Below are 17880 nucleotides of genomic sequence, written 5' to 3' on the forward strand. Positions count from 1 at the left end.
TTCCTCGCCGTCGGTGAGGCCGTCGTCGTCGGTGTCGGGGTCGAGGGGGTCGGTGCCGTGGTCGTTGACTTCCTCGCCGTCGGTGAGGCCGTCGTCGTCGGTGTCGGGGTCAACCGGGTCGGTGCCCTCCTCGTCCTCCTCGTCGTTGGTCAGTCCGTCGTCGTCGGGGTCGTCGTCGACGGCGACACGCGCGGGCAGCACGACCGTGCCGCTGCGGCCGGGACCCTCCGTGGAGGTGATGGCGACGTCCATCGCGGGGTTGCCGTCCACGGGCAGGCGCACGAACACGGTGCCGGTGATCGACTCCCCACCGGCGAGGGGGATGTCGACGTCGGCGCGCAGCGGGTTGTCCTCGAGGTCCTCGGCGGCGCCGAACAGCTCCTCGGAGGTGCCGACGACGACGGTGCCGGGCGGCAGGGACGCCAGCACCTCGGTGACCGTGGCGACGCCATCGGTGCGGTTGGTCAGGGTGATGTCGACGGGCACGACGCCGTCGGCGTCGGCCTCACCCGGGTCGACCGTGACGGCCACGGCGGAGTCCGGGACCTCGTCGGCGACGGTCGCGCAGGTGGAGGAGGCGTGGGCGCTGGCGACGGCGACGTCGACGTTGGCGAGCTCGGTCAGGCCCAGCAGCGGCAGCGAGGCGAGGGTGTCACCGATGTAGAGGTGCAGGCCGGACACGGTGACCCCGTGGCGGTCGGTGTCGGCGACGACCTCGTTGAGGACGAGGGTGGCGACCTCGAGCGGCTCGGCCAGGCCCAGCGGGTCAAGCGGCAGCGGGACCTCGATCGGGATGGCCAGGTTGGTCGGGACCAGCCCGGCCAGCGGCACGTCCCTGACCCAGGATCCGCAGCCGGTCGATGGTGGTGGACGTCGTGGCGACGCCGTCGCAGTCGAGGCTGACGGCGGCGTGCACGGCCCCGACCTCGACGACGGCGCCGACCCCGGGGATCTCCAGGAGGACGACGTCGGCGACCTCGCTGTCGGCGAGCGCAGCGCCGTCGGGACCGGCGGTGGCCGCGACCTCGATGACGGCGGCGCCGACGAGCGGGGCGGCGGGCACGGGCACCAGGACGTCGTTGGCCTCGACCGGGTCGGTGCCGGCGGAGAAGGCCATCACGCTCGGCAGGCCCTCCAGCGGCAACACCTCCGTTCCGAGGAGGTCGACATCGGTCGACAGCCCGCGGGCGTCGGCGACGGAGGCAGTTGGGTCCTGGGCGCTTGCCGGGGCGGCGACGGCAAGCAGCAGGACGCACAGGATGGCGGCGGTGAGACGGGACACGATGTGTTCTCCCTGTGGGGGTGGCGCGCGGTCCGAGCAGGCGGGGACGGGACGGCGCGATGGTGATTTGTGACTACGCAGTCGTACGTACACAGGGGGTCTCGGTCACTCGGAAGAGGACCTTTACCGAATCACATCGTTCTGGTTCCGGAAATCCGGAGCGGGGAGTCAGGGCGCCAGGCGGGAGATCCGCCACGCACCGCGCTGGAACTCGTAGACGAACCGGTCGTGCAACCGGTCGTCCCGCCCCTGCCAGAACTCGAAGCGCCGGGGCGTGACCACGTACCCGCCCCAGCCGTCCGGCCGGGGGACCTCACCGGTGCCGACCATGGCCGCCACGTCGGCGAGCCGCTGGTCGAGGACGTGGCGTCCCTCGATCGGCGCGGACTGGGGGGAGGCGTGCGCACCGAGCTGTGATCCCCGCGGACGGGAGGCGAAGTAGGCGTCGGACTCCTCGGGGGTGGCACGGACCGCCGAGCCGAGGACCTCCACCTGGCGGGCAGGGTTCGCCCAGCGGAACAGCAGGGCGACGTGTGGGTTGTCGTCGAGGTGTCGTGCCTTGCGCGAACCGTAGGAGGTGTAGAAGTACAGCCGGCCGTTCTTGATGCGGCGCAGGAGCACCGTCCGGGCCGCGGGACGGCCGTCGCGGTCGACGGTCGCGAGGGTCATCGCGCTCGCCTCGACGCCCTGGTCGGTCGTGCCCGCGTGGTGCAGCCAGGCCTGCAGCTGGGCGATCGGATCGGCCTGCAGGTCGTCCGAGTCGAGGCCGTCGTCGCCGTAGCCACGGCGCTCGCTCACCGGATCCGTCGTCATGACGTCCTATCCTCAGCCATCGTGGAGTCCAGCCTCAGCTTTCTCGAGGGTTCGCGCAGCGGGGCACGCTATGACGCGGACGTGCTTCAGCGCGTCGATCCCGTCGATGGCGCACCGTTGCTGGCACGGTACGACCTCGAGCGGGCCGCGCGCACGCTGACCCCCAGATCACTCGCCGAGCGGCACGGTCCGGGCATGTGGCGCTGGCGCGAGCTGCTGCCCGTCAGGGACGCACGGCATCGGGTACACCTCGGCGAGGGCTCCACGCCGTTGCTGAAGGCCACACGGCTGGGCCCCGCCCTCGGGGTGGACAACCTGCTGGTCAAGGCGGAGGGGCAGCAGCCGACCGGCTCGTTCAAGGCGCGGGGGATGACCGCGGCCGTGTCGCGTGCCCGCGAGCTGGGTGCCAGGTCGCTGATCGCGCCGTCGGCGGGCAACGCCGGGGGTGCGCTGGCCGCCTACGGCGCCGCGGCGGGCCTGCCGGTCACCGTCGTGATGCCGGCCGACGTCCCGGAGTCCAACCTGGTCGAGGCCCAGATGTGCGGCGCCCAGGTCGTGCTGGTCGAGGGCTTCATCACCGACTGCGGGCGGGTGGCCCGCGCGATCGCCGAACGAACGGGTGCCTTCGACGTCTCCACGATGAAGGAGCCCTACCGCGTCGAGGGCAAGAAGACGATGGGGCTGGAGCTCGTCGAGCAGCTCGGCTGGACGATGCCCGACGTCATCGTCTACCCGACGGGCGGGGGAACCGGCCTGATCGGGATGTGGAAGGCCTTCGACGAGCTCGAGGCGCTGGGCCTTGCCGGCGCGGGCCGTCCGCGGATGGTCAGCGTGCAGGCCCAGGGGTGTGCCCCGATCGTGCGGGCCTTCGCCGCCGGCGCCGAGACCGCAGAGCCGTGGGTCGACCCGTCGACACGGGCCAGCGGGCTGCGGGTGCCGTCGGCGATCGGTGATCGGCTGATCCTGTCGGCGCTGCGCGAGTCCGAGGGCACCGCGGTGGCGGTGCCCGAGCAGGAGATCGACGCGGTCCAGCGCCTGGCCGGTCGCCGGGGCGTGGGGTATGTCTCGCCCGAGACCGCCGCGGCGCTGGCCGCGGTGGCCAGCCTCGCCGACGAGGGATGGCTGTCCGCCAACGAACGCGTCGTGGTCTTCGACACCGGGATCGGCCACAAGTACCCCCCACCGGAGCTGCCCCGCCCCGTCACCCTTCGCCCCGAGGACGCCGACGATCCCGACCTGCTCGAGCTCGTGCGACGTGGGCGGGCCGGCCGGGCGACCGCTCCCACGCGGTCGGCAACGCCGTCCAGCCGTGACGACGGACCTCGAGGCGAGCCATCCGAACCCGCCGGCCCGGCCCCACGCCTCGAGCCCGACGAGCCCGACGATGCGGTCGAACCGGACGGCGACGAGCCAGTCGCGCTCGACGAGGCACCCTCCCCTCCCACGTCACGCGAGACCGGACGGGCACGCATCGCCGAGCTGATGGCCCAGCGGATCGTCACGCGCGACCCGGACGAGATCGACTCCGACGACGAGGCCGATCCCGACGAGATCGACTCCGACGACGCGGGCGACCCGGACGATGCCGAATCCGACGACGCCGACGGCGAGCCCGTCGAGGGCGCCGTCGACCCGGACGAGGTCAGCGACGAGCCCGTCGAGGACCCCGCCGCCGCCGGTGGTGGCGACACCGTGGTCGTGGACGACGCCGAGCTGTCGGCGGCGCGCGCCGTTGCCCCTGCGCCGGTGCACATCGCCCGCCGGGACATCGGGGGCCCACGTGTCCCCGGTGAGGCACAGGTCCTCCGATCGCCGGAACCCCAGCCACGCGTGCCCGGGACCGCCGGCGCCGGGTCCGTCCCCGACGTCCGTCCCGCGGCAGTCGCCCCGCCCGCAGACCCCGTCGCTGCCCAGCCCCCCGCCCCCGTCCAGCCGTCGGCGGGCCCGCCTGCCGCGACACCGGTCCAACCGGTGTCACCTGCCCCGCCGCCCCACGAGGGACCGGGCCCCGAGCAGCCGACCGTCGCCCCGCCGTTGCCCGAACCCGCGATGCCGACGCCCTCGGCCATCCCGTCGACGGGTGCGTCCACACCGGAGGCCGCAGGCGCCCCCGACGCCGGACCCCCGGCAGGCCGGGCGCCCGACACCAAGGATCCGTTCGCCGCCGACGACGCACCTGCCGAGGCGACGACGGACGAACCCTCGCTCCGGCTGCCGCGTCCACCGTTCCGCGAGATCGTGGTGCACCCGCTCCCCACCCCTCCCCGGGACGCCTGAACACGAGTCGGATCTCCGCCCGGTGCTCTAGGGTGCGGGCCGATGGCTTCCACTTCCAACGACGGCGTGATGGACCACCGCGAGCAGGCCCTTGCCTGGTTGGCGGAGGACCCCGATCCCGACACGCGGGAGGAGCTCCAGCGCCTGCTGGACCTCGATGACCTCCCCGGTCTGGAGGACCGCTTCGGCGACCGCCTCGAGTTCGGCACCGCGGGCATGCGCGGCGCGATCGGGGCCGGCCCCAACCGGATGAACCGGGCCATGGTCCGCCGGGTCACCGCGGGCCTGGCCGACCGGCTGAACGCCGCCGCCGGAGCCGGTGCCCGAGGTGTCGTCGTCGGCCGCGATGCCCGCCACAAGAGCGACGCGTTCGAGGCCGACACCGTCCGGGTCCTCGCCGGCGCGGGCCTCGGGGTGTGGACGTTCCCCGAGGTCGTGCCCACGCCGATCGTGGCCTTCGCGATCCGCTATCTCGAGGCGGCGGCCGGCGTGATGATCACCGCCAGCCACAACCCGCCGGCCGACAACGGCTACAAGGTCTACGGCCCCTCCGGACGGCAGATCGTCGCGCCGCTGGACAGCGAGATCTCCCAGGCCATCGACGCCGTCGGGTCGCTCGGCAGCGTGCCGCTCGCCCCGGCCGACGATGAGCTGATCTGGCGTGCCCCCAACGACGTGATCGACCACTACGTGGCGGCGGTGGTCGACCTCATCGAGGCCGACGGGCCACGTGACCTGCGCATCGCCTACACCCCGCTGCACGGTGTGGCCGGCGAGCTGTGCGGTCGTGTCCTCCGGGAGGCCGGGTTCACCGACCTGCACGTGGTGCCCGAGCAGGCCGAGCCCGACCCGGCGTTCCCGACGGTGGAGTTCCCCAACCCCGAGGAGCCCGGGGCGATGGACCTCGCCGTCGCGATGGCCACCGATGTCGACGCGGACCTGATCCTGGCCAACGACCCCGACGGTGACCGCATCGCCGTCGGCATCCGGCGGGACGGCGAGTGGCGGCTGCTCAACGGCGACGAGATCGGGACGCTGCTGGCCGAGGACCTGCTGTCCAACGGCCGCATGACCGGTGGGCTGCGCCCGGCCGTGGGAACCACCGTCGTGTCGTCGTCGTTGCTGGCGCGCATCGCCGCCGCTCACGACGCGATCTACCGCGAGACCCTCACCGGGTTCAAGTGGCTGTCGCTGGCCGCGGAGGAGCTGGCGGACGCCCGGATGGTGCTCGCCTACGAGCAGGCCCTCGGCGTGACCGTCGGCGACCTCGTCCGGGACAAGGACGGCATCTCGGCGGCGCTGTGCGTGGCCGACCTCGCCGCACGGACGAGGGCACGGGGCCGTACGGTCGGCGACGTGCTCGACGACATGGTCGGCGCCTACGGCGCCCACATGACCCTGGGCCGGTCGGTGCTGCTGGACGACGGCGAGGACGACCTGGTGCAGCAGGCGCTCGACGGACTGCGGCAGCAACCCCCGACCGACCTCGAGGGCGAGGAGATCGTCGAGGTCTGGGACCACGACGCCGGCATCGTCACCCGCACCGACGGCTCCTTCGACGAGATCGACCTGCCGGCCACTCCGCTGCTGCGCTACGTCGGCGCCGACGGGACCCGTGTCATGGTCCGGCCCAGCGGGACCGAACCGAAGCTGAAGTTCTACGCCGAGGCGGTCGAGCGCCACGACGACCCGGCCGAGGCACGACGGATCGCCGAGGCCCGGGCCGACCGGGTCCTCACGGCCTTCATGGAACGCACGCTGCCCGGCGGATGATCCGCCGGGCAGGGACAGCTGGCACGCTCGCTACAGGTTGCCGCGGAGGTCCTGCTCGCGTTCGATGGCCTCGAACAGGGCCTTGAAGTTGCCCTCGCCGAAGCCCTTGGCGCCGTGCCGCTCGATGATCTCGTAGAACACCGTGGGGCGGTCCTGCACGGGCTCGGTGAAGATCTGCAGCAGGTAGCCCTCCTCGTCGGTGTCGATGAGGATGTTCTGCTCGGCCAGGGCCTCGATCGGCTCGGCGATCTCGTCCCAGTCCAGCTTCTCCTGCTGCTCGGCGTAGTAGGTCTCGGGGACCCGCATGAAGCGCACGCCGTTGGCGCGGAGGGCCTTGACGGTCTCGACGATGTCGTCGGTGTGCAGGGCGAGGTGCTGGACGCCGGGGGTGCCGTAGTAGTCCAGGTACTCCTCGATCTGGGACTTCTTCTTGCCCTCGGCCGGCTCGTTGATGGGCAGCTTGATGCGGCCCTCGCCGTCCCAGAGGACCTTGCTCATCAGGGCCGAGTACTCCGTGGAGATGGCCTCGTCGTCGAAGTGCTTCAGCTGGGTGAAGCCCATGATGCGGCTGTAGAAGCCGGCCAGGTCGTCCATGCCGCCGAGGTGGGTGTTGGCGACGACGTGGTCGACGAAGCGAAGGCCGATGTCGGTGCCCTCGGGGGCGTACAGGGGGGTCTTGGTACCGGTGCCGTCGGTCGCCTCGTGGGCGAGCGGCTGGTACCCGGGCAGGAAGACGCCGGAGTAGTTGGAGCGGTCCACGAAGCTGTGGACGGTGTCGCCGTAGGCCTTGATCCTCGCGATGACGACCTTGCCGTGCTCGTCCTCCATGACCGTGGGGGCCATGACGCTCTCGGCGCCGCGCTCGAGGGCGACGCGGTGGGCGGTCTCGGCGTCGGGGACCTCCAGGGCGACGTCCTTGACGCCGTCGCCGTGGGCCAGCTGGTGCTGGCAGATCTCGGAGTCCGGGCCGAGCCCGGCGGTCATCACCCAGGTGATGTCGCCCTGGCGCATGACCCAGGACGCCTTGTCGCGCTGGCCCGTCTCGGGGCCCGCGTAGGCGACGGGGGTGAAGCCGAAGGCCGTGCGGTAGTAGTGCATGGCCTGCTTGGCGTTCCCCACGTAGTACTCGATGTGGTGGTACCCGAGCAGGGGCATGAGGTCTGCGGTCATTCCCGTGATCTCCTTTATGATCGGCAAGCAGGACTGGACTCCAGCCTAACAAGTGGAAAGCGCCATGGGAACACTGGAATCGATCGCACAACCCCGGCTGGACGAGATCGACCGTCGGATCCTGCAGCTGCTGCAGGCCAACGCGCGCATGTCCAACGCCGCGGTGGCCCGCGAGGTGGGCCTGACCCCGCCGGCCACGCTGGAGCGGACACGTCGGCTCGAGGACGCGGGGATCATCCGCGGGTACCACGCCGACCTGGATCCCGAGCCGCTCGGCTACGGCATGACGGTGCTGCTGCTGATCCGCCTCGACCACCACGGACGCGAGGCGGTGCACGCCTTCCGGGACGCCATCGCCGACGTCGACGCGGTGGCCGAGTGCCACTATCTGACCGGGACCGCCGACTTCATGCTCAAGATCCGCGTCCCGGACGTCGCCGGGTACCGCGAGCTGCTGGAGGACGAGGTGTCGGGCCTGCCCGGCCTGGCCCACGTCGAGTCCGCGGTGGTCCTGGAGACGTTCAAGGAGGACCGCTCGGTCCGCGTGTGACCGCCGGGTGCAGCCGGACACGACGACGCCCGCCCGCGTGATGCGGACGGGCGTCGAGGTCGTCGGGTCAGCGGGCGCTCGTGGCCAGGTTCAGGGTTGCCAGCGGGCTGCCGGCGAAGTTGAGGATGTCCACGGTGATGGTCGAGCAGTGGGTGGCGTTGGTCACCAGCAGCGCCTCGCTCGGCCCGTCGAGGACCGTCGTGCCGTAGGTGCCGTCCTCACCGATGGCCATGTCGAAGTCGCTGACCTCGTCGTCCCAGGTCAGGAACAGGTCGACGTTGGCCTTCGTGTCGGTCACGGGGTTGCCGGCCAGGTCCACGGTGAAGGTGATGGAGGTCTCACCGACGAGGGGCTCCAGGGGTGTGTCGGGCGTGTGGGACTCACCGGCGAGGGTGATCGTCGGGTTGCTGGTGGTGCAGGGCTGCAGGACGTCGTCGTCGGCGCCCACGGGCACGGCGGCCATGACGACGAGGGCCAGGACGGCGATCAGCTTGACGGGAAGGGACGGCACGAGGTCTCCGAGCACGGTTGGGGGTGGTGTCGCACGGACAGTTCGCCACCCCGGTCTCGATTCCTCCCCGCTGCTACCGATCAGGCAGGGGAGAGGCGCAGGATCGGCAGGTGGCGGCCGGCCTCGTCGATCAGCCGTTGGTAGTCCGCGAACCCGGCGTAGAGGGTCGTGGCCTTCACGAACAGGTCGTCGCGCTCCTGCCCCTCGACCTCCCGGGCGACGTAGTCATGGGACTCCCCGTCGGCGGTCAGCGTCACCGTGGGGTGGGCCAGCACGTTGTGGTACCAGGCGGGGTAGTCGGGTCGACCGAACGACGACGCCATCAGCATCACGTCGTCGCCTTCGGTGAAGTACACGAGCTGGACGGTGCGGGGGATTCCGGTCGTGCGTCCGGGGACGGTGAGCTGGACGTGTCGGTAGATCCCGAAGATCGACGCGCGACCCCTGCTCCACTTCAGCAGGTACGGGTCGACGGGGGTCAGGACGTTGATGCCCAGCCAGCGTCCCATCGAGGTGCGGCCGAACCGGGCGTAGGGTTCGGCGAGCCAGCGCGGTCCGCGGAGGGGGTTGGTGGGGTCGACCGGAGGGATGCCCATCGTCGGCAGCGTAGGGTCTGCAGTGCATGGAGGGGGTCGCGAGCAGCCGGTTGAGGTGTTACCGGTGGTATCATCTGCGGTGATGTCGAGCCGCACTGCTGCCACCGAGGAACGCCGAGCGCGTCGCCGATCCGAGTTCCTGGACGCCGCTGACGCCGCCATCCGCGAGGCCGGCCCGGCGGTGACCATGGCGGACGTGGCTGCGGCTGCCGGGGTGACCAAGCCAGTCCTCTACCGGTTCATCAGCGACAAGGGCGACCTGGCCGGCGCGCTGGCCGACCGGTACGTCAAGCGGCTGCAGGACATCCTCGACGTGGAGCCCACCGAGGAGAGCGACCCGCGAGGCATGCTCGACCGGACGATCACGGCCTACTTGGCCTTCATCGAGTCCGAGCCGGAGATCTACGAGTTCCTGGTCCAGCGGGCCCCCGTGGAGTCGCCGGACGTCATCGAGCACCTCAGCCGCTTCACCCACCGGCTGGCCGGCAAGGTCACCGACGTCGTGACCGCCGAGCTCGAGCGGTTCGGCCGATCCACGGCCGGCGCGGAGGCCTTCGCCCACGGCATGATCGGCATGGTCCAGGCGGCGGGGGACTGGTGGCTGGCCCGCCGCAGCGAGGGCGAGCAGATGAGCCGCGACCAGCTGGCCCGCCACCTCGTCCGCGTCCTCTGGACCGGCCTCGCCGGCCTCCCCCCGGCCGACCCCGAGACCACCTGACCCCCGGGCCTGCGGCTGCCGTCCCGTCCGCCCGCCCCGCCCCGACCCGCCCCGGGGACGGAATTCGACCCATTTCCGCGGGGGAACGTCGTGGCTGGGTCAACTTCCGTCAGGGCGTGCCCGGGGTTCAGGGGTTTCGGCGCCTCGCAGGGGTGAATACCGTCGACGGGTGGGTCAAGATCCGCCAACGCCACAACGCGCTTCGGGGCCCCGGGCTGCCCTCCGGGCCTCGGCCCTCGCTGGCGCTCGGACCTCGTGTCCTCGGTCAGCCCTGCTTGCACAAGGGGGCTCCGCAGGCTCCGCCCCCTTTCGAACCCCCGGGCTGCCCTCCGGGCCTCACGAAGCGCCTGCGGCGCGGTTCGGGTCCTCGGTCAGCCCTGTTTGCCCAAGGGGGCTCCGCAGGCTCCGCCCCCTTTCGAACCCCCGGGCTGCCCTCCGGGCCTCACGAAGCGCCTGCGGCGCGGTTCGGGTCCTCGGTCAGCCCTTGTACCGGAAGTCGTCCTCGCCGATCTGGAGGAAGCCGACCGGATCGCCGCCCTCGAGGTGGTCCATGATGCCGGGGACGTCGGCCTCGGTGACGCCGCCGTAGTAGACGTCGTCGGGGTAGACGCCCACGACGGGGCCGACGCGGCAGGCCTCAAGGCACAGGGCGGCGACGACCTTGACGTCCTCGTTGCGGCGGCGTCCCTGCTCCTCCCGCAGCGCGTTGAAGATGTCGGCGCCCCCGAGGGGGAAGCACGACGGGCGGGGATGTTCGGGGTCGCGCTCGTTGATGCAGACGAACACGAACTTGCTGGGCTTCGACACGTGACCTCCGACGGGTTCGGTGGGGGACGATCGTAGTGCGGCGCACCTCCACTACGCTCCCGGACATGGAGTCCACCGGCCGCCTCGTCGGCGCGCACGTCCGGCTCGGCATGGTCCGCGATGCCGACATCGACCCCGCCGGCCACGCCAGGCCGGCCGGCTGAGCCCGTCGGCCTAGACTCCGGCGGGTGCCCGACGAGCAGCCGATCGACGCCTTCGACCCCCGGTTCCCCGACCGCGGGACCGAACGGGACGACGTCGACCGCAAGCGCAGCCTCGTCCAGTCACGTGGCCCGGGACCCAACCCGGGCGATCCGAAGGTGCGCATCCTCCGCCTGGCGATCCCGGCCCTGGCCGCGGCAGCCATCCTCGTCATCGGGGCCGTCTTCTTCCAGGGCCTGCAGCCCTCCGGCGCCACCACGGTCGTCATCGGCCACGTCGACGCCGTCCGCGACGCCGTGGCGGACCGGCCCCGCCGGGTCTGCCTGAACGACAACAACCCCTGCGCCTGGATCACCGAGTTCGACGGCCTCCTGCACGCCTTCAACACCAACGGCCCGCTGCCGGAGGAGTACGGTCGCCTCGGGGTCGCCTGGTGCCCTTCCAGCGGATGGTTCGGCGCCAACTCCACCGGCTCGCGGTGGGACCAGCACGGGCAGATCGCCGAAGGACCCTCGCCGCGCTCCCTCGACCGGTTCACCGTCACCGTGGAGAACGACGGGGACGTGGTGGTCGACTTCGCGTCGTTGACCGCGGGACGTGCCGACTGGCAGGTGGAGGAGGTCCTGCCGCCCGACGGCCCCGCCTGCGAGGAGATCCCGTTCGAGCGCGACCCCGACCTCGACCTGCAACCCTGACCGATCACACGACCCCGACCACGCGACCCCGATCACACGACCCCCGACCACGAAGGACGACAGCACCGATGGACATGGGACTCCGCGGCCGGGTGGCCGCCATCGCCGGCGGCACCTCCGGACTGGGCCTTGCGACCGCCGAGGCGCTGCGGGCCGAGGGGGCCACCGTCGCCGTCTGCGGCCGCAGCGCCGACCGGGCCGACGCGGTCGGCGACCGGGTCGACCACGTCGCCACCGTCGACGTCACCGACCACGACGCCGCGACCGCCTGGATCGACGAGCTGGCCGACCGGCTCGGCGGGCTGCACATCCTCGTCGCCAACGCCGGCGGCCCACCCCAGGGCATGGCGACCGCGTTCGACGTCGCCGACTACCGTGCCGCGGTCGAGCTGAGCCTCCTCAGCCAGATCAACCTCGTCCAGGCCGCCCTGCCGCACATCCGCCGGGCGGGCTGGGGACGCATCCTGTTCGTCACCTCCAAGTCGGTGAAGCAGCCGATCCCCGGGCTGGCGCTCTCCAACACCGCCCGCGCCGGCATCCTCGGCTACGCCAAGTCCCTCGTCGCCGACCTCGGCGCGGGCAACATCACCGTCAACGTGCTGGCCCCGGGATCGACGCGGACGGCCCGCCTCGAGCAGCTCGCCGGCGACGACGTCGAGGCCGGCCTGGAGGCCATGGCCGCCAACATCCCGCTGGGGAGGGTGGGTCGCCCGGAGGAGTTCGGGGCCGCCGCCACGTTCCTCGCCAGCGAACGTGCCAGCTTCGTCACCGGCGTGGTCCTGCCCGTCGACGGGGGCGAGATCCAGGGGTTGTGACTCCTCCGGTCGTCCACCCGCCGGCTGGCTCCTCCGGCCCCTCGGCGGGGTAGGGTCCGCAGCCATGATCGTGGTCATCCCGGTGGTCGTCGTGCTCGGCGGCCTCCTGCTGTGGGCGCTGTACGCCGAGGAGGTCCCCGTCGAGACGGGGCCGGTCCTGCGTCCGTGGGACGGCATCCCGACGACGGCCGACATCACCCGCACCGACTTCCCGCTGGCGGCGGTCGGCTACGACCGTACGGCCGTCGAGCAGCACCTCGCCCGGGTCGCCGCGGCATGGGATGCGCTGCAGGGCGCCCACGCCCACATCACCCCCGATCCGGACGACCCCGCAGCTGGCCCGGTGCTGGCCGAGTCGCCGGACCCACCGCCCCCGCCGATGTCAGCCGCGCCGGGATCGGAAGAGGACACCCGGGCCGAGGACACCCGGGCCGAGGACACCCGGGCCGAGGATGCACCGGCCGGGGGCGCGCCGGCCGACCAGGCACCGCCGCGACCGCCGGCGCACTAGGCTGCCCGCCTGATGGGTGAGGACGGTCGGGTGGCAGCAGACGGGGGCGCAGCGTCCTCCTCGCGTGCCACGGCTGCCCCGCCGGCTCCCATCGCGCCCGCCTTCGCCCCGCCCGAATCGACCAACGCGCCGGCGACCGGGTCCGTGGCCGCCGCCATGGAGCGCGACCGCCACACCGCCACCGTCTCACCCGCGGGGAACGGGCGGGCCCGTCCGGTCGACCCGCCCGTGCCCAGCGGCCCCATGGGGTTCACCGACATCCTCGACGGCGCGTTCCAGCTGTACCGGGCATCCCGGCGGGTCATCGTCGGCGTGTCGCTCGCGGTCCTCGTGCCGCTCCACCTGCTTGTGGCCTTCCTGCAGCGCGACTCCGTCCTGACCGGCGGGCTCGGGGGCCTGCTGGAGGATCCCGAGGCCGCCGCCGCGCTGCTCGGCGAGGGTGGGGACCCGACCGCCGCCGTGGTCGGGCTGGTCCTGGTCCAGGCCACCGTCCTGCCGTTGCTCGCCGGTGGCTGGATCGCGCTGGCCAGCCGGGTGATCGACGGCGGCCAGCCCTCCGCGGGCGTGGTCGTCCGCACCTGGCGACAGCGCGGGCCGGCGTTGCTGGGGGCATGGTGGCTGCACGCCCTGGCCTACGCGGTGCCCGCAGCACCGCTCGCCCTGCTGGCGCTCGCCGGGGCAGAGGTCGCGGCCGCCGTGGCGCTGGCCCCGGTCCTCCTGCTCACCTCCCTGCTGCTGCCCTTCTTCGTGCGGGTCGCCCCCGCGGTCGTGATCGAGGGGCTCGGCCCGGTCGCGGCGATCCGACGTTCGGTGGCGCTGACCAGGCGCCGGTACGCCGCGACCCTCGCGGTGGTCCTCGGCACGACGTTCGTGATCGCCCTGATCGCCACCCTCATCAGCGGGGTGCCGGAGGTCCTCGGCTTCATCGGCGGGTTCGGGTGGGCGTGGGTGCTGCTGGCCATCGCCGCCATCACCTCCGGCCTGATCCAGGGACCGCTCACCGCCCACACCGCGACGCTGATGTTCATGGACTCACGGGCCCGCCTCGAGGGCCACGACCTCGTGCAACGGGCACGACGCCGGCGGGAGCTGCCATGACCCCGCTGCTGGCGCAGGCCTCGCCCGAGGAGGTCCGCCGGGCGGTCGAGGAGGTGCTCGGACGGCCCGAGTACCGCCAGACCGCAGCCGGGGACTCGTTGCTGGACCGCCTCGTCGATGCGCTCGTGGAGCAGCTCGGACGGCTGCTGCTGCGCCTCGCCGGCCAGGGCGGGGACGGGTCGTGGGTGGGCAGCGTGGTGCTCGCGGTGCTGGTGGTCGCCATCGTGGTGGTGGCCTGGCGCACGCTCAGCCGGTTCCGACGTGGCCACACCGTCGATCCGATCGTGGACGGGCCCACTGGTCGTTCCGCTCGGGACTGGGGCAGCGAAGCCGCCTCGCACGCTGCCGCCGGCCGTCACCGTGACGCGCTGCGCTGCCGGTACCGCGAGACGGTCGCCCTGCTCGCTCGGGCGGGCCTGCTGGAGGAGGTGCCCGGCCGCACCACGGGCGAGTACGCCGCCGCGCTGGCCGACGCCCTGCCCGCCGGCCGGACTGCCTTCGACCGGCTGACCCGCCTGTTCGAGGCCGCCTGGTACGGCCGCCGGGACGTCACCGCCGAGGACGTGCAGGACGGGCTCGACGCGCAGGCTGCCGTCGTCGCCGCCGGCTCGTTGCCGTCCCCGGTCGGCGGAGGGGGGAGCGGGTGACCCGGCGACGCTGGGGGATCCTCGGGGCCGTCGTCCTCGTGGTGGTCGCGGTCGTCGCGATCGGGCCGCGGCGGGGGGACGGGCCGCCCCTCGACCCCGACTCGACCGGGCCGGCCGGTGTGGCCGGCATCCTCGACGTGCTGGAGGAGGTCGGTGCCGATGTCGAGGTTGCCGACGGCGTCCCCACGGCCACCCACGCCACCGCGCTCGTGATCCTCGACCAGATGACCGACGACCAGCGAGCCGGCGTCCGCAGCTGGGTCGCCGACGGCGGGACCCTCGTCGTGGCCGACCCGCTGTCGGCGCTCGCCCCGGGACTGGGTGGGGTCACCAGCATCGCCTTCACCGAACCCACCATCGAGCCGGCCTGCGACGCCCCGGCCGTCGCGGGCGTGGAACGGGTCAGCGTGGCGGACGGGATCGTCTTCACCCTGCCCGAGGGGGCGACGGGCTGCTTCCCCCGCAACGGCGGCCACTGGATGGTGACCGAGGAGGTGGGGGAGGGCCGCATCGTCAGCCTCGGCGGCCCGTTCACGCTGACCAACGAGCTGCTCGACGCCGCCGACAACGCCGTCCTGCTGGTCAACCTCCTCCAGCCCGTCGACGACCGCGCCGTCCGCGTGGTCACCGGTGACGACCCGACGGCCCGCGGCGAGGACGGCCTGCTGGCGATCCTGCCCGAGCAGGTCCAGGTCGCGCTGCTTCAGATCCCGTTGCTGTGGCTGGCGATCCTGTGGTGGCGGGCACCCCGCCACGGCCGACCGGTGTGGGAGGACCCGCCCGTCCGGGTCGACGCCTCGGAGACGACCGTGTCCACCGGCCACCTGCTGCAGCGTGCCGGCCGAGCGGCCGACGCCGGGGCGGTCCTGCGGCAGCAGGCGCTGCTGGAGCTGCACAGCCGGCTGGGCATCCCCGACGACGTGCACGGCGAGGAGCTGATCACCCTCGTGGCCGACCGGACCCGCCTTCCCGCCGAGGACCTGCGGGCAGCCCTCGACGGGCCGTTGCCCCACACCGACGACGAGCTGGTCCTGCTCGCCCGCCGGACGGCCGCCCTGCGTCGCACGCTGCACCGCGTGGACGCCCACCGACCCCCGACCGACGACCTCGTGCCCGACAGGAGCCCGACCCGTGAGTGACCCCAGGAACGCCATCGTCGCCGTCCGCGACGAAGTGGCCAGGACCGTCGTCGGCCAGCACGGCACCGTGAGCGGGCTGCTCACCGCCCTGCTCGTCGGCGGCCACGTGCTGCTCGAGGGGGTGCCCGGCACCGCCAAGACCCTCGTCGTCGCGTCGATGGCCGCGGCGCTGGACCTGCAGCAGACCCGCGTGCAGTTCACCCCCGACCTGATGCCGTCCGACGTGCTCGGCCAGAGCGTCTACGACGCCGACGCGACGTCGCTGCAGGGGGCGTTCAGGTTCCGCGAGGGGCCGGTGTTCACCAACCTGCTGCTGGCCGACGAGATCAACCGCACCCCACCGCGCACCCAGTCGGCGCTGCTGGAGGCCATGGAGGAGCGCCGCGTCACCGTCGAGGGGACCCCACGGGTGCTGCCCGATCCGTTCCTGGTCGTCGCCACCCAGAACCCGGTCGAGTACGAGGGCACCTACCCGCTGCCGGAAGCGCAGCTCGACCGGTTCCTGTTCAAGCTGGTCGTCGGGTACCCCGCCGTGGAGGACGAACACGAGGTGCTGCGCCGACACGACGCCGGCATGAACCCCCACGACGTGCGTGCCTCGGGCATCCGGCCGGTCGCGGGCCCCGAGGACCTCGCGGCAGCTCGTGCCGGCATCCAGGCCATCCGCACCGACCCGGCGGTGCTCGCCTACATCGTCGACATCGCCACGGCCAGCCGCCAGTCACCGTCCCTGGTGCTCGGGATCAGCCCACGTGGCTCCACGATGCTGCTGAAGGCCGCCAAGGCATGGGCGTGGCTGACCGGCCGTGACTTCGTCACCCCCGACGACGTCAAGGCCATGGCGATGCCGGCCCTCCGCCACCGCGTCCAGGTCCGCCCCGACGTGGAGCTCGAGGGCGGCGACGCGGACTCGGTCCTGCGGGGCATCCTCGCCGCGGTGCCCGTGCCACGGTGATCCCCACCCGGCGGCTGCCGGCGGCCCTCCTGCTGGTGGGCCTCCTCGTGCTGCCGTTGGGCACGTGGGGCGCAGGCACATGGGTGCTCGGCAACCTGCTGCTCCTCGTGGCGGTCGTCGTCGACGTGGCCCTCGCGGTGTCGCCCCGCCGACTGGTCCTCCAGCGCGAGGTCGACCAGGTCCTCGTGATCGACACCGACGCCCGGCTTCGGTGGGTGGTCACCAACCCCACGCGACGACGGGCACGGGTGCACCTGGCCGACGCCCTGCCCGAGAGCCTGCGCGCCGTCGACCGGCGGGCCCGGGTCGTGGTGCCGGGCGGCGCGCGGGTCCACGCCGACGGGACCGTGCGGCCGGCCCGACGCGGGGCCATCGACCTGGAGGCCGTCACGCTCCGGTCGCGTGGCCCGCTCGGCCTGGTCGACCGCCAGCGGACCGTGCCGGTCCACACCCGGGTCCGGGTCCACCCGGCCTTCCCGAGCCGCCAGGAGACCGAGCTGCGGCTCCACCGGGCCCTGCGCCTCAGCGAGGGCGTCCGGACGGTTCGCCTGCGTGGCCAGGGCACCGACTTCGAGTCGCTCCGGGAGTACACGCCCGACGACGAGACGCGTCGCATCGACTGGGCCGCCACCGCCAGGGCACTGCGGCCGATCGTGCGGACCTACCGGGCCGAACGCAACCAGCACGTGCTGATCCTGCTCGACCACGGGCGCACGATGGCGGGCCGGATGGGCCGACGACCGATCGACGATCGCCACGACGGCCCCGAGCTGCTGGGCCGAGCCCCGCGCCTGGAGCACGCCATGGACGCGGCGATGGCGCTGACCCGCATCGCCACCGGCCTCGGTGACCGCGTCGGGTTGGTCACCTTCTCCGACGTGGTCACCGGCACGCTGCCGCCCCGGGGCGGCAACGCCCAGATGACCCGGCTGGTGCAGACGCTGGCCGACATCGACCCCGAGCTGGTCGAACCGGACTACCGCGGCGCGTTCGGTGAGGCGCTGGCCCGCTACCGGCGACGGGCGCTGGTGGTCGTGCTCACCGACCTCGCCGCCGGTCCCGTCCACGAGTCGTTGGTCCCGGCGCTGCCCCTCCTCGGTCGACGCCACCTCGTCCTCGTTGCCTCCCCGGCGGATCCCTCGATCGCCGCCTGGACCACCGACGCCCCCCGCGATCCGACCGCCGCCTACCGGATGGCGGCCGCGATCGAGGCGGAGGAATCGCGTCGCCGGGTCAGCCGCACGCTGCGGACCGTCGGTGCGACCGTGGTCGACGCCACCCCGACGCTGCTGCCCGGACGGCTGATCGACGCCTACCTCGACCTCAAGGCCGCAGGGGCGCTGTAGCCGGCGTCCTCGTCG

At 73.0% G+C, this 17880-nt stretch carries 18 protein-coding genes and 1 pseudogene; 12 read left to right on the forward strand and 7 right to left on the reverse strand.

Translation table 11 applies throughout. The features are described 5' to 3' along the window. The 3 genes and pseudogenes from CUC05_RS25405 to pdxH form a co-directional block, all read right to left on the reverse strand. Positions 1 to 831, reverse strand: a pseudogene (locus CUC05_RS25405) (hypothetical protein); the annotation flags it as partial. After that, positions 767 to 1282 carry a DUF2059 domain-containing protein gene (locus CUC05_RS18485; RefSeq protein ID WP_108667613.1) on the reverse strand — a complete coding sequence of 172 codons (516 nt, stop codon included), beginning with the start codon at positions 1280 to 1282 and terminating at the stop codon, positions 767 to 769. The pseudogene CUC05_RS25405 and the gene CUC05_RS18485, both read right to left, overlap by 65 nt. Positions 1283 to 1450: 168 nt before the next feature. Next, positions 1451 to 2095, reverse strand: coding sequence for a pyridoxamine 5'-phosphate oxidase (gene pdxH / locus CUC05_RS18490; protein ID WP_108667614.1), 645 nt, complete (start codon positions 2093 to 2095; stop codon positions 1451 to 1453). A 21-nt stretch (positions 2096 to 2116) separates the two neighbouring features. Between pdxH and CUC05_RS24310 the strand changes: the two genes are divergently transcribed. Further along, positions 2117 to 4372 (forward strand): threonine synthase, encoded by a 2256-nt coding sequence (locus CUC05_RS24310; RefSeq protein WP_114476336.1) that lies wholly within the window; start codon positions 2117 to 2119, stop codon positions 4370 to 4372. 42 nt (positions 4373 to 4414) lie between these two features. Continuing rightward, positions 4415 to 6145 (forward strand): phospho-sugar mutase, encoded by a 1731-nt coding sequence (locus tag CUC05_RS18500; protein WP_205712425.1) that lies wholly within the window; start codon positions 4415 to 4417, stop codon positions 6143 to 6145. 30 nt (positions 6146 to 6175) lie between these two features. Here the strand turns inward: CUC05_RS18500 and hppD are convergent, their stop codons facing one another. After that, positions 6176 to 7315 (reverse strand): 4-hydroxyphenylpyruvate dioxygenase, encoded by a 1140-nt coding sequence (gene hppD / locus CUC05_RS18505; protein ID WP_108667616.1) that lies wholly within the window; start codon positions 7313 to 7315, stop codon positions 6176 to 6178. A gap of 64 nt (positions 7316 to 7379) precedes the next feature. On the opposite strand from hppD, the gene CUC05_RS18510 reads away from it, so the two are divergent. Then, positions 7380 to 7865 (forward strand): Lrp/AsnC family transcriptional regulator, encoded by a 486-nt coding sequence (locus CUC05_RS18510; RefSeq protein ID WP_108667617.1) that lies wholly within the window; start codon positions 7380 to 7382, stop codon positions 7863 to 7865. A gap of 67 nt (positions 7866 to 7932) precedes the next feature. Here the strand turns inward: CUC05_RS18510 and CUC05_RS18515 are convergent, their stop codons facing one another. Together CUC05_RS18515 and CUC05_RS18520 are read right to left on the reverse strand one after the other, a co-directional pair. Beyond that, positions 7933 to 8376 carry a hypothetical protein gene (locus tag CUC05_RS18515; protein ID WP_157965744.1) on the reverse strand — a complete coding sequence of 148 codons (444 nt, stop codon included), beginning with the start codon at positions 8374 to 8376 and terminating at the stop codon, positions 7933 to 7935. An 80-nt stretch (positions 8377 to 8456) separates the two neighbouring features. Next, entirely contained in the window at positions 8457 to 8972 is a 516-nt protein-coding gene (locus CUC05_RS18520) for a nitroreductase/quinone reductase family protein (RefSeq protein WP_157965745.1), read from the reverse strand. Positions 8973 to 9054: 82 nt separating this feature from the next. On the opposite strand from CUC05_RS18520, the gene CUC05_RS18525 reads away from it, so the two are divergent. Continuing rightward, complete coding sequence (locus CUC05_RS18525; protein ID WP_157965746.1) at positions 9055 to 9690, forward strand: TetR family transcriptional regulator; 636 nt, start codon at positions 9055 to 9057, stop codon at positions 9688 to 9690. A 477-nt stretch (positions 9691 to 10167) separates the two neighbouring features. Here the strand turns inward: CUC05_RS18525 and CUC05_RS18530 are convergent, their stop codons facing one another. Next, positions 10168 to 10497, reverse strand: coding sequence for a (2Fe-2S) ferredoxin domain-containing protein (locus CUC05_RS18530; protein WP_108667620.1), 330 nt, complete (start codon positions 10495 to 10497; stop codon positions 10168 to 10170). Between the two features lie 188 nt (positions 10498 to 10685). On the opposite strand from CUC05_RS18530, the gene CUC05_RS18535 reads away from it, so the two are divergent. From CUC05_RS18535 to CUC05_RS18565, 8 genes are all read left to right on the forward strand, one after another. Beyond that, a complete protein-coding gene (locus CUC05_RS18535; RefSeq protein WP_108667621.1) occupies positions 10686 to 11354 on the forward strand; it encodes a hypothetical protein in 669 nt (222 codons plus the stop codon). 68 nt (positions 11355 to 11422) lie between these two features. Beyond that, positions 11423 to 12169, forward strand: a complete 747-nt coding sequence (locus tag CUC05_RS18540; protein WP_108667622.1) for an SDR family NAD(P)-dependent oxidoreductase — start codon at positions 11423 to 11425, stop codon at positions 12167 to 12169. A 64-nt stretch (positions 12170 to 12233) separates the two neighbouring features. Further along, entirely contained in the window at positions 12234 to 12680 is a 447-nt protein-coding gene (locus CUC05_RS24315) for a hypothetical protein (protein WP_114476337.1), read from the forward strand. A 12-nt stretch (positions 12681 to 12692) separates the two neighbouring features. Continuing rightward, a complete protein-coding gene (locus CUC05_RS24855) occupies positions 12693 to 13778 on the forward strand; it encodes a hypothetical protein (protein WP_157965747.1) in 1086 nt (361 codons plus the stop codon). Beyond that, positions 13775 to 14425 (forward strand): DUF4129 domain-containing protein, encoded by a 651-nt coding sequence (locus tag CUC05_RS24860; RefSeq protein WP_157965748.1) that lies wholly within the window; start codon positions 13775 to 13777, stop codon positions 14423 to 14425. Before CUC05_RS24855 ends, CUC05_RS24860 begins: the two co-directional genes overlap by 4 nt. Beyond that, positions 14422 to 15564 carry a DUF4350 domain-containing protein gene (locus CUC05_RS18555; RefSeq protein ID WP_108667624.1) on the forward strand — a complete coding sequence of 381 codons (1143 nt, stop codon included), beginning with the start codon at positions 14422 to 14424 and terminating at the stop codon, positions 15562 to 15564. Before CUC05_RS24860 ends, CUC05_RS18555 begins: the two co-directional genes overlap by 4 nt. Then, on the forward strand, positions 15557 to 16519 hold the full coding sequence (locus CUC05_RS18560; protein WP_108667625.1) for an AAA family ATPase: 963 nt from the start codon (positions 15557 to 15559) through the stop codon (positions 16517 to 16519). Before CUC05_RS18555 ends, CUC05_RS18560 begins: the two co-directional genes overlap by 8 nt. Beyond that, a complete protein-coding gene (locus tag CUC05_RS18565) occupies positions 16516 to 17865 on the forward strand; it encodes a DUF58 domain-containing protein (RefSeq protein WP_108667626.1) in 1350 nt (449 codons plus the stop codon). The genes CUC05_RS18560 and CUC05_RS18565 overlap by 4 nt, the downstream gene beginning before the upstream one ends. Positions 17866 to 17880 lie beyond the last annotated feature (15 nt).

It is taken from the genome of Euzebya rosea, assembly GCF_003073135.1.
Classification (GTDB): Bacteria; Actinomycetota; Nitriliruptoria; order Euzebyales; family Euzebyaceae; genus Euzebya; species Euzebya rosea.

Excerpts from the sequence above, each read along its gene's own strand:
- pdxH (WP_108667614.1), bottom strand. The coding sequence starts at position 2,095 with ATGACGACGGATCCGGTGAGCGAGCGCCGTGGCTACGGCGACGACGGC.
- CUC05_RS18500 (WP_205712425.1), top strand. The coding sequence starts at position 4,415 with ATGGCTTCCACTTCCAACGACGGCGTGATGGACCACCGCGAGCAGGCC.
- hppD (WP_108667616.1), bottom strand. The coding sequence starts at position 7,315 with ATGACCGCAGACCTCATGCCCCTGCTCGGGTACCACCACATCGAGTAC.
- CUC05_RS18510 (WP_108667617.1), top strand. The coding sequence starts at position 7,380 with ATGGGAACACTGGAATCGATCGCACAACCCCGGCTGGACGAGATCGAC.
- CUC05_RS18520 (WP_157965745.1), bottom strand. The coding sequence starts at position 8,972 with ATGGGCATCCCTCCGGTCGACCCCACCAACCCCCTCCGCGGACCGCGC.
- CUC05_RS18525 (WP_157965746.1), top strand. The coding sequence starts at position 9,055 with ATGTCGAGCCGCACTGCTGCCACCGAGGAACGCCGAGCGCGTCGCCGA.
- CUC05_RS18540 (WP_108667622.1), top strand. The coding sequence starts at position 11,423 with ATGGACATGGGACTCCGCGGCCGGGTGGCCGCCATCGCCGGCGGCACC.
- CUC05_RS24315 (WP_114476337.1), top strand. The coding sequence starts at position 12,234 with ATGATCGTGGTCATCCCGGTGGTCGTCGTGCTCGGCGGCCTCCTGCTG.
- CUC05_RS24855 (WP_157965747.1), top strand. The coding sequence starts at position 12,693 with ATGGGTGAGGACGGTCGGGTGGCAGCAGACGGGGGCGCAGCGTCCTCC.
- CUC05_RS24860 (WP_157965748.1), top strand. The coding sequence starts at position 13,775 with ATGACCCCGCTGCTGGCGCAGGCCTCGCCCGAGGAGGTCCGCCGGGCG.